This is a genomic window from Mycobacterium sp. (assembly GCF_044342925.1).
Lineage (GTDB): Bacteria > Actinomycetota > Actinomycetes > Mycobacteriales > Mycobacteriaceae > Mycobacterium.
The window spans coordinates 1-9,303 of record NZ_JBIIOV010000130.1 but is presented as its reverse complement, the minus strand read 5'-3'; the positions used below and the strand labels follow the sequence as shown (position 1 = coordinate 9,303).

Here is a 9,303-nt window from a genome sequence, read left to right as displayed (position 1 = left end):
CATGCCGGCCGGGAACGCCTTGAGCAACACGCCGACCAGTGTCCCAGCCCGGTCCACCCGCTCACAGCCCGGGCTGGCACACTCAACTGCGCGATCGATCGACCCGATACGGAGGATCCTCAGCGGTGACCACGAACGCAGAACGACGCGAAGAGGCCAAGCGCAAGCTGGAGCAGCAGCTTGCCCAGCGCACCCAGCAGGAGCGGCGGCAGCGGATCCTCACGGTGGTGGCCGCGATGCTGACCCTGGCCGTCGGCGCCGCGGCGATCGCGGCGTTCGTCTTCAAGGGCGACAAGGCTGAATCGTCGGCGTCCTCGGCGTCCTCCAGCGCAACGAGCACGGCAGCAGCCGCCCCGGGCGCGCCCACCCAGCTGGTGCGCGGCGGACCCGACCAGCTGCCGGCCTTCACCGCCCCCGCCGATCTCGGCGCCAACTGCCAGTACCCGGCGGCCGGCCAGCAGGCCAAGGACGTCGAGCCGCCCAAGGCCGGCGCGGTGCCCACCGACCCGGCGACGATCAGCGTCAGCATGGCCACCGACCAGGGCAACGTCGGGCTGATCCTCAACAACGCCGAGGCGCCCTGCACGGTCAACAGCTTTGCCAGCCTGGCCCAGAAGGGCTACTTCAACGACACCGTCTGCCACCGGCTGACCACCGCACCCGAACTGGGCGTGCTGCAGTGCGGTGACCCGACCGCCTCGGGCTCCGGCGGACCGGGTTACTCGTTCGCCAACGAGTACCCCACCAACCAGTTCGGCAAGGACGACCCGGCTCTGCAGAAGCCGGTGCTCTACCCGCGCGGCGCGCTGGCCATGGCCAACGCCGGACCGAATACCAATGGCAGCCAGTTCTTTTTGGTCTACAAGGACTCGAAGCTGCCGCCGAACTACACCGTGTTCGGCACCATCGACGCCACCGGTCTGGCCACCCTGGACAAGATCGCCGGCGCGGGTGTCGCCGGTGGCGGCCAGGACGGCAAGCCGGCCACCGAGGTGAAGGTCACGTCGATCCTGCTGGACTGATCACGCCATTCCGGCGGCGGTCTCCGCCGGAATTCCCGGATGCAGCACCGCCACCGGACAACTGGCGTGCGCCAGCACCTTCTGGCTGACCGAGCCCATGATGAGCCCGGCGAAGCCGCCGGAGCCGCGGCTGCCGACCACCAGCAGCTCGGCGCCGATCGCCTGGGTGAGCAGCACCTCGGCGGGCCGTCCGTAGCCGGCGACGAACGACACCGGGACGTCGGGGAACGACGAGGCGGTGACGATCACCGGCGAGTGGAACGCACTGGTGTCCGAGCCGGGGGTGGCGTTCTCCGGGTCGATCGGCTCGGTCTCCGGGTCGCCCCGGCCGGCCTCCACGCTCACCGCGACCACACCGCAGCCGATCGCCTCAGCGTGCCGAAAAGCGAAGGCGGCGGCCCGATTCGACGCCGGCGATCCGTCGTAACCGAGGATCACCTGGCCCGGATTGCCCAGATACCCGTCACTGGCCTCGAACAGCACCCCGCCCTCAAGGCCGGAGTGCACCACCACCACCGGGCACTGCGCGTACGGCGCGACGTGCATCGTCGTCGACCCCAGCAGCAGACCCCGGAAACCCTCGATGCCGCGCGAGCCGAGCACCACGACGTCGGCCTCCTCCCCCGCGGCCAGCAGCGACTGCACCGGTGCGTCAGGCATCTGCAGCGCCCGGATCTGCAGCCCGGGGTGCTCGGCGCGGGCCACCGCCACCGCGTCGCCGAGAACACCGTCGGGCTCGGACACCAACGTCGGCTCGGCGATGGCGTCGGGGCGCGCGTGCAGCACCGTCAGCGGCAGGCCGTAAGCGACGGCGGTGGCGGCGGCCCAGCGCAGGGCGGCGATGCCGTGCTCGGACCCGTCGGCTCCGACGACGACGCCCGTCTCGGCGATCTCGACTGTCATTGCGGCTCCTTGGAGTGAGATCACGGGCGTGCGCGGGCGTACCGAAACTAGGACAAGTTTCAACTATGCCAAGGCAAGCAAACACCGAACACGTTCGGCTGTCAGCGGTACCGTACATCCAACATTCATCGCAGCAGATAGACCCGGCGGGCGGTACCAATCGGCATGGAACACGCACATGATCTCCAGCACGCCGCCGAAGCCGATCTTCAGGACAAGGGCCTGTCGGCAAACTCCGTCGGTGTTCTGGGCAGCGTGGTGCTGGGTATCTCCTCGGTCGCACCGGCCTACGCGCTGACAGCCACCATCGGCATTCTGGTCACACAGGCCGGCACCAAGATGGCCGTGGTGATCATCGCTGGGTTCCTGCCGATGTTCTTCGCCGCCTACGCCTATCGCGAGTTGAACAAGGTGGTGCCGGACTGCGGCACGTCGTTCACCTGGACCACCAAGGCCTTCGGCCCCTACGTCGGCTGGCTGGGCGGGTGGGCCGCGGTCCTGGCGACGGCCATCGTGCTGTCCAACCTGGCCGGGGTCGCGGTGGAGTTCTTCTATCAGTTCCTCGGCGACCTATTCGGTAACGAAAGCCTGGGTGCACTGTGGGAGAACCCATGGATCAACGTCTTGACCTGCCTCACCTTCCTGTTCGTCGCGACCTGGGTGGCCTACCGGGGTATCACCACGACGGAGCGGGTGCAGTTCGTCCTGGTCGGTTTCCAGTTGGCGATGCTTGGCTTGTTCGCCGTCCTGGCGATCGCCAAGTCGGAATCCTCGGCCACCGGAATGCCGTTCTCCTGGGACTGGTTCAGTCCCGCGGGGCTGACGCTGTCGGCGTTCATCGCGGGGCTGTCCGGGTCGATCTTCGCGTTCTGGGGCTGGGACACCTGCCTGACTGTCAATGAGGAGTCCAAGGGTTCGGCGAAGACCCCCGGCCGGGCCGCGCTGCTGTGCGTTCTGTCCATCCTGCTGACCTATCTGATCGTCGCGACCGCCAGTCAGATGTACGCCGGCACCGGCGAGGAAGGCGTGGGTCTGGGTAACCCCGACAACGCCAGCAATGTCTTCGCCGCACTGGCCGAGCCCGTCCTGGGCAACCCCTGGCAGCTGCTGCTGTATCTGGCCGTGCTGGCATCGAGCACCGCGAGCCTCATCACCACCTTCCTGCCGTCGTCGCGCACCATGCTCGGCATGGCCACCTATGGGGCGCTGCCCGCACGGTTCGCGGCGATTCACCCGCGTTACCTCACCCCGTCCTACGCCACGGTGGCCGCCGGGGTCGTCGCCGGCACGTTCTACACCGTGATGCACCTGCTCAGCCGCAACGCCCTGATGGACACCATCTACGCCCTGGGCATCATGATCTGCTTCTACTACGGTCTCACCGCGTTCGCCTGCATCTGGTTCTTCCGCCACGAGCTGTTCGCCGACCTCAACAGCTTTGCGTTCAAACTGCTCTTCCCGCTACTCGGCGGCCTGGGCCTGTTCGCCGTCCTGATCATCACGCTGCGCGACAGCGCCTCTCCCGATTATGGCAGTGGCGCAAGCGTTTTCGGCATCGGACTGGTTCTGGTGCTGGGGCTGGGGCTGATCCTGCTCGGCCTCGTCCTGATGCTGGTGTGGCGTTCGATGCAGCCCGCGTTCTTCCGCGGCGAGACCCTGCGCAAGGACACCCCCGTCGTCGTCGGGGATTGATCCCGACCGAGGGGACCCCGGTCTCACCCGCTGTGGCAGGCCCCCGCTCCACCCTTCGACGTCGGCGCCGCGTCGATCGACGGGTTGCGGTCGAAGAATCCGGAGGGCTTGAGCCAGAACGACACGGTGTCGACCGACATGATCGGCCACTCCTCCATCCGGGTGATGTGGTGGATGCCGAACACGTACCAGAGCACCACGTCGGTGTTCACCAGCGGCGCGTCGTCCTTGAGCCACTCGGTCATCCCGGTGTCGACTTCGGACTGAGCCGGGTATTTGCCGGCCGGCCAACGCTCGTCGCCACTGTTCTTGGTCACCCACAGGGTGTGGCCGATCACCGGAGCCCGCAGGTACTGGACCGTCGACGGATCCATCATCGGCGGAAAGCACGCTCCCGGAACGAGTTTGTAGGAGACGTTCGTGCCGTACTTGTTGGTCTTGTTGGGGTTGACCACCTTCCAGGCGCGCTGGGTGGACCAGTCGAAATCCCGGGCGGCGTGAGCTTCTGAGGTGATCGGCGTGGACTCGGTGACCAGCGCCAAGCCGTAGGGGTTGTCCGCCGACACCGGCGGGGCCACCGAATCGATCTCCATGACGGTGTTGTCCTCACCGTCGACGTCGAGGTCCAGCCGAGCCACCAGAAAATGCTGGTGGACCGGGGCGTAGGTGTTGGTGTCGACGACGGTGCCGTAGGGCGGCGGTGTGGCGCCGTCCGGGAAGGGAGTGGTCACCATGATGCCGGTGGCCCGGATCTCGCACTCGATGTTGCCGTCCTGGTACAGGCGCCAGTAGATCAGGTACTCGTAGTTGGCCACGGTCGCATGGCAGGAGATCACCATCCGGCGCTGGCGCCGCACCTCGGCCCCGGTCTGGTAGTCCACGTGCTTCCACATCACCGCGTTGTCTTCCTCGTGCAGACAGACCGCGTTCTTGACGGTGTAGGGCTCGCCGCGGCTGTCGGCCAGCGACGCGTCGAGATAGCGGATCTCGCCGAGGCAGTCACATCCCAGCTCAAGCGAGGTCGTCATCGAGCCCAGGCCCCACTCACCGATGTCGTAGGCGGTTCTGCGGTAATGGTCAAAGCTGGGATCCCGATAGGGGACGACCATCTCTGCGAGCGAAATCCGGTAGGCGACATCGCGTTTGACACCGTTGTCGTCGAAGCTCAGCTGGTAGATCACCGGGCCTTCGCGGTAGTTGAAGCCCAGCCTCATCGTCCAGTTCTGCCACTTCAGCTCCGAACCGTCGAGGGCGAACGACGGGCCTTCGGGCTGAGTGATGTGCAGCGGCTTGAGGTCGGTGCGCACCGCCGTCCCCCGGACCGACGGCACGTATTCGCAGTCCACCTCGGGCTGGCCGAAGTCGTGATCGCGTTCGATCTCCAGCAATTCGCCGGTGTTCATGTCGACCACCAGTTTCATGCCCGACACCGGATGTCCGTACGGGTTGCCCCCCGGCGTGGCCCGCACCCACAGATCGCTCCAGCCAAGACGGCGGTCGCGGTAGCGCTCCGGCATCAGCGCTTTGGCGTAGGTCCAGGTGTCGATCAGGACGAGGTCCATGTCGGTGAAGCCGCGCTCGGCGAGGGCGGCGATGACATCGGGGTGCTTGCGCATCGCCTCGTTGATCTCGTAGAACTCGTCGAGGGTGAAATTGGGCTGGACGCCGGGAATGTGCTCGAACGAGACCACCGAGCCGCCGGTCAGATCGACGGTCGCTTCATAGGTCTTGTTCGCGGCGCGGTCCAGCAGCACAGCGAAGGCCACCCTCGGCACGGGCTGGCCGGGCCGCCATGCCTTGACCGCACTCTTTTCGGGCTCCTTGAGTTCGATCGAGGTGAACCGCCACCCGTCTGTCACCCGGCCCTCGCCCCGGAGGATCTCGGCGGTGCGCCGGAACTCCTCGGCCGATAGCGAATCCAGTGGATGGTGGGCCATCCAGGCCTCCTTGCCCGACTATGACAGTCAACGGTTTTCGGGTGCCGGATCTCTGCGGCGTGAGAGACTCCGATTCAGCATAAACGGCCAATCGACCGGCAGGATTCCTATGATATCCAACGCATTCGGAGCCCGCGGGCTTAATGGCATCCCGGAGATTCGGACATTCTTCCGAACAAACGAGCAACCCATCTTCTTCGTCGGCCCGACCGCGTTCAACCTGCTCGGAATCGACCGGTGGGTGCGCGGATTCGAGTACATCGTCTACCACGATTCGTGGGACGGCGCGCATCCGCGAGTGTTCACTCCGAGCCTTAAGCCCTACACCGAATTCAACAGTTCCGAGCAGATCAACAACTACCTGCTGCGCGACGCCGAGGTGCAACGCCACATCGAGCTGCGTTGCGCCGCAACCGGTTTGCGTCCGATGATTGCGATGGTCTTCTTCGACGAGGAGACCGAGCAGATCTGCCACGACTTGGACTACAACTTGATCCTTCCGCCGGACTCACTACGCCGGCATCTCGACTCCAAGATCGTCACCACCCAGCTCGGGGAGCAGGCCGGCGCACCCTCGGTACCCAACGTCCTGGCCCGCGCCGATGATTATCAGCAACTCTGCGAGCTGACCGCCGCCGCCGGCCTTGGCTCGGACCTGGTGGTGCAGACACCGTACGGCGACTCGGGCAAGACGACGTTCTTCATCACCTGCGCGGCCGACTGGGACCGGGACAGCGAGAACATGGTCGGCCAGGACCTGAAGATCATGAAGCGGATCAACAACCGGGCCGTGGCGGTCGAGGCCGTCAACACCGAGCACGGCACGGTCGTCGGACCGTTCATGACCGACCTGACCGGCTACCCGGAGCTGACCCCCTACCGCGGGGGCTGGTGCGGCAACGACCTGTTCCCCGAGGCGCTCTCGGAGGCGCACCGCAACACCGCCATCGGCCACGTACGGCGCCTGGGCGACCGGCTCCGGAAAGAGGGGTACAAGGGATTCTTCGAAGTGGACGTGCTGGTGGATCTCGACTCCGATGAGGTCTATCTCGGCGAACTGAACCCGCGGATCTCCGGGGCGTCGTCGATGACCAACGTGACCGCCGGTGCCTACGCCGACATTCCGCTGTTCCTGTTTCATCTGCTGGAATTCATGGATGTCGATTACCAGGTTGACGTCGATGAGATCAACGAGCGCTGGCGCGAGCTCGCCGCCGTGGACGTGTGGGCTCAGCTGATCATGAAGGAACCCAACGAAGAGATCGAGCGGATTCTGGCCGCACCCCAGACCGGCCGGTACCGGCTGACCGAGGACGGCACGCTGAACTTCATCGGCGTCACCAACGACTGGCACGACGTTACCCACGAGGACGAGTGCTTCTTCCTCCGCGTGTACGGTCCCGGGGACTATCGCTTCAAGGGAGCCGACCTGGGCATCTTGGTCACCAAGGGCCGGATGCAGACCGATGACGGACTAACGCGGCGGTGCCGCAGCTACATTGACGGCATCCGGGCCATGTATGTCAGCGAACCGCTGCCGACTCCGCCCGCGGTGTATCCGATCGGTTTCGTGAAGTAGACACCTGAGCCGCCTCAGCGGGCTCAGCTACGCCCGCGTCCGCGGCCCTCGACCACGCCGATCGGCCCGGTCAACGCGGTCCGGTTGTGGCCGTGGCCGGACAGCCCGGCAAGATGGCGGCCCGTCGCGATGAACGCCCGCATGGTGTCGAGCAGCTGAGACGGCGACTGGGCGGTCGGCCACGACGACATCTTGACCGACACCGTTCTGGTCGCGCGGTCGATCAGAACCATCTGGCCGTGAATGCCCAGGCACACCTGAAGATCTCCGACCGGCCCGGGTACGTACCAGAACTGGTTGCGGTACCAGCCGCCGGTCAGCGTCGCCTCGGACGCCGACGCCGCGAAGGCACCCCGGATGTCGGGGTCGAGCATGCGCGACTGCACCAGCCACCGGCTGGGTACCACCGGTATACCCGACACGTAGCCGTCATCCAGAAGCATCTGGCCGAACCTGGCGACGTCGCGTGCGGTAGCCGACATACCGCCGTCGTGAATCGCCGAACCGACTCCGTCACAGGTGATTTCAGCTTCGCGCTCAGCGCCCATCCGCTGCCAGATCAGCGTGGAGATCAGATCCGCCATCCGGACCCCGGCGGCGCGCTCGCAGACCCAGCCGAGCATGTCGGTGTCGGCCGAGCGGTACACGAACGTGCCACCGTGCTGGGTGACCGCAGTCATCGAGGCCAGAAAGGCGTACATGCCGCCGATGTATCCGGGGCTCAGACCGGGGCGCCACCCCATGTGACGCTCCATCACCCGCACCTCGGCCTCGGGATTGGTGTACTCCTCGCGGAACAGCACCCCGGTGCGCATGTCCAGCAGGTCACGCACGCTGGCCCCGCTGTATCCCGAACCGGTGACCTCCGGTACGTAGACGTCGACGGGCTGACTGGGATCGAGTTGACCGCGGTCCACCAGCACCCCGGCCACACAGCCGACGACCGACTTGGTCACCGACATCAGCAAATGCACTGTGTCCGGGGTCATCCCGCCGTAGTAACGCTCCAGAACAATGCGGCCGTCGTGGACGACCACTACCGCATCGGTCCAGGTCTCATCCATCACCTCGGCGAGGGTCGATACCCGATCGTCGACCCGCTGGACGGCGACCGCACCGGGATCGAGCATGGTGTCGTGGCGCACCAACGGCCGGACCGGCCCCTGTCCACGCGGAATCCGCTGGGTGGGAATGAGTTCCCGCAGATGTTGAAACGACCACCGGTTGAACGGCGGATCCTGCCAGTTCACCAGGGTGACACGCAGCTCCGGGTCGGAGGGGAACCCTGACATCAGCGGCACCTCAGGCATGGGGTCACCCTACCGCCGGGGCGCGGCCCGCCACATCATCTCGCTCCTGCTCCGGGCTCGTTCCTCGCCCGGCATCACCCAATGCCTCGCTCCTCCTCCGGGCACGTTCCTCGCCCGGCATCGTCGACTCGGCGGTCGACTCGGCGGTCGACTCGGCGGTCAGGCGGCGGAATCTGATTGCCGCCCTCCTCCTCCGCCTCGTACCTCGGCGGCATCGTCAGGCGGCGGAAGTAATCCGGTACACGTCGTAGACACCCTCGACATTGCGCACCGCGTTGAGCACGTGGCCGAGATGCTTGGGGTCGCCCATCTCGAAAGTGAACCGGCTGATGGCAACTCGGTCGTCGGAGGTGGTCACCGATGCCGACAGGATGTTGACCTTCTCGTCGGCCAGCACCCGGGTGACGTCGGACAGCAGCCGGTGCCGGTCCAGTGCCTCGACCTGAATGGCGACCAGGAACACCGACGTGGGCGACGGCGCCCACAGCACGTCGATGATGCGTTCGGACTGCTGCTGCAGATCGGCGGCGTTGGTGCAATCGGTGCGGTGCACGCTCACCCCGCCGCCTCGGGTGACGAACCCCATGATGTTGTCCCCGGGCACCGGGGTACAGCACTTGGCCAGCTTGGTCAGCACGCCGGGCGCACCGGGCACCGCCACGCCGGTGTCGTCGGTGGAGCGATGACGCACCGCCATGGTGGTCGGGGTGGACCGCTCGGCGAGTTCGTCCTCGGCACCGTCGGCGCCGCCGAGCTGGGCCAGCAGCCGCTGCACGACGTGCCGCGCTGACACGTGCCCTTCGCCGACGGCGGTGTAGAGCGCCGAGACGTCGGCGTAGCGCAACTCCTGGGCCAGTGCG

The 9,303-nt window shown here is 66.4% G+C and carries 7 protein-coding genes; 3 read left to right on the top strand and 4 right to left on the bottom strand.

Going from position 1 to position 9,303, the window contains the following annotated elements; translation table 11 throughout:
- The first annotated feature begins 125 nt into the window (after positions 1-125).
- Positions 126-1,022, top strand: a complete 897-nt coding sequence (locus tag ADBZ6I_RS13225; RefSeq protein ID WP_526384555.1) for a peptidylprolyl isomerase — start codon at positions 126-128, stop codon at positions 1,020-1,022.
- On the opposite strand, the gene ADBZ6I_RS13220 is transcribed toward ADBZ6I_RS13225, so the two are convergent.
- The gene (locus ADBZ6I_RS13220; protein ID WP_526384553.1) at positions 1,023-1,925 is read right to left on the bottom strand and encodes a universal stress protein; all 903 of its coding nucleotides are present in this window, start codon (positions 1,923-1,925) and stop codon (positions 1,023-1,025) included. It abuts the gene before it with no gap.
- Positions 1,926-2,090: 165 nt separating this feature from the next.
- Here ADBZ6I_RS13220 and ADBZ6I_RS13215 point away from each other — a divergent pair, with 165 nt between their 5' ends.
- Positions 2,091-3,617 carry an amino acid permease gene (locus ADBZ6I_RS13215; RefSeq protein ID WP_526384551.1) on the top strand — a complete coding sequence of 509 codons (1,527 nt, stop codon included), beginning with the start codon at positions 2,091-2,093 and terminating at the stop codon, positions 3,615-3,617.
- A 23-nt stretch (positions 3,618-3,640) separates the two neighbouring features.
- Here the strand turns inward: ADBZ6I_RS13215 and ADBZ6I_RS13210 are convergent, their stop codons facing one another.
- Positions 3,641-5,554, bottom strand: a complete 1,914-nt coding sequence (locus tag ADBZ6I_RS13210) for a primary-amine oxidase (RefSeq protein ID WP_526384549.1) — start codon at positions 5,552-5,554, stop codon at positions 3,641-3,643.
- Positions 5,555-5,663: 109 nt separating this feature from the next.
- On the opposite strand from ADBZ6I_RS13210, the gene ADBZ6I_RS13205 reads away from it, so the two are divergent.
- Positions 5,664-7,133: a biotin carboxylase gene (locus tag ADBZ6I_RS13205; RefSeq protein WP_526384547.1), complete on the top strand. Its 1,470-nt coding sequence runs from the start codon at positions 5,664-5,666 to the stop codon at positions 7,131-7,133.
- A 23-nt stretch (positions 7,134-7,156) separates the two neighbouring features.
- Here the strand turns inward: ADBZ6I_RS13205 and ADBZ6I_RS13200 are convergent, their stop codons facing one another.
- Together ADBZ6I_RS13200 and ADBZ6I_RS13195 are read right to left on the bottom strand one after the other, a co-directional pair.
- On the bottom strand, positions 7,157-8,443 hold the full coding sequence (locus tag ADBZ6I_RS13200) for a serine hydrolase domain-containing protein (protein ID WP_526384545.1): 1,287 nt from the start codon (positions 8,441-8,443) through the stop codon (positions 7,157-7,159).
- A 217-nt stretch (positions 8,444-8,660) separates the two neighbouring features.
- On the bottom strand, positions 8,661-9,303 hold a 643-nt coding region (locus ADBZ6I_RS13195; protein ID WP_526384543.1), incomplete at its 5' end, for an ACT domain-containing protein.

Coding starts and splice junctions, on each gene's coding strand:
- ADBZ6I_RS13210 (WP_526384549.1), bottom strand. CDS start 5,554: ATGGCCCACCATCCACTGGATTCGCTATCGGCCGAGGAGTTCCGGCGC.
- ADBZ6I_RS13220 (WP_526384553.1), bottom strand. CDS start 1,925: ATGACAGTCGAGATCGCCGAGACGGGCGTCGTCGTCGGAGCCGACGGG.
- ADBZ6I_RS13200 (WP_526384545.1), bottom strand. CDS start 8,443: ATGCCTGAGGTGCCGCTGATGTCAGGGTTCCCCTCCGACCCGGAGCTG.
- ADBZ6I_RS13205 (WP_526384547.1), top strand. CDS start 5,664: ATGATATCCAACGCATTCGGAGCCCGCGGGCTTAATGGCATCCCGGAG.
- ADBZ6I_RS13215 (WP_526384551.1), top strand. CDS start 2,091: ATGGAACACGCACATGATCTCCAGCACGCCGCCGAAGCCGATCTTCAG.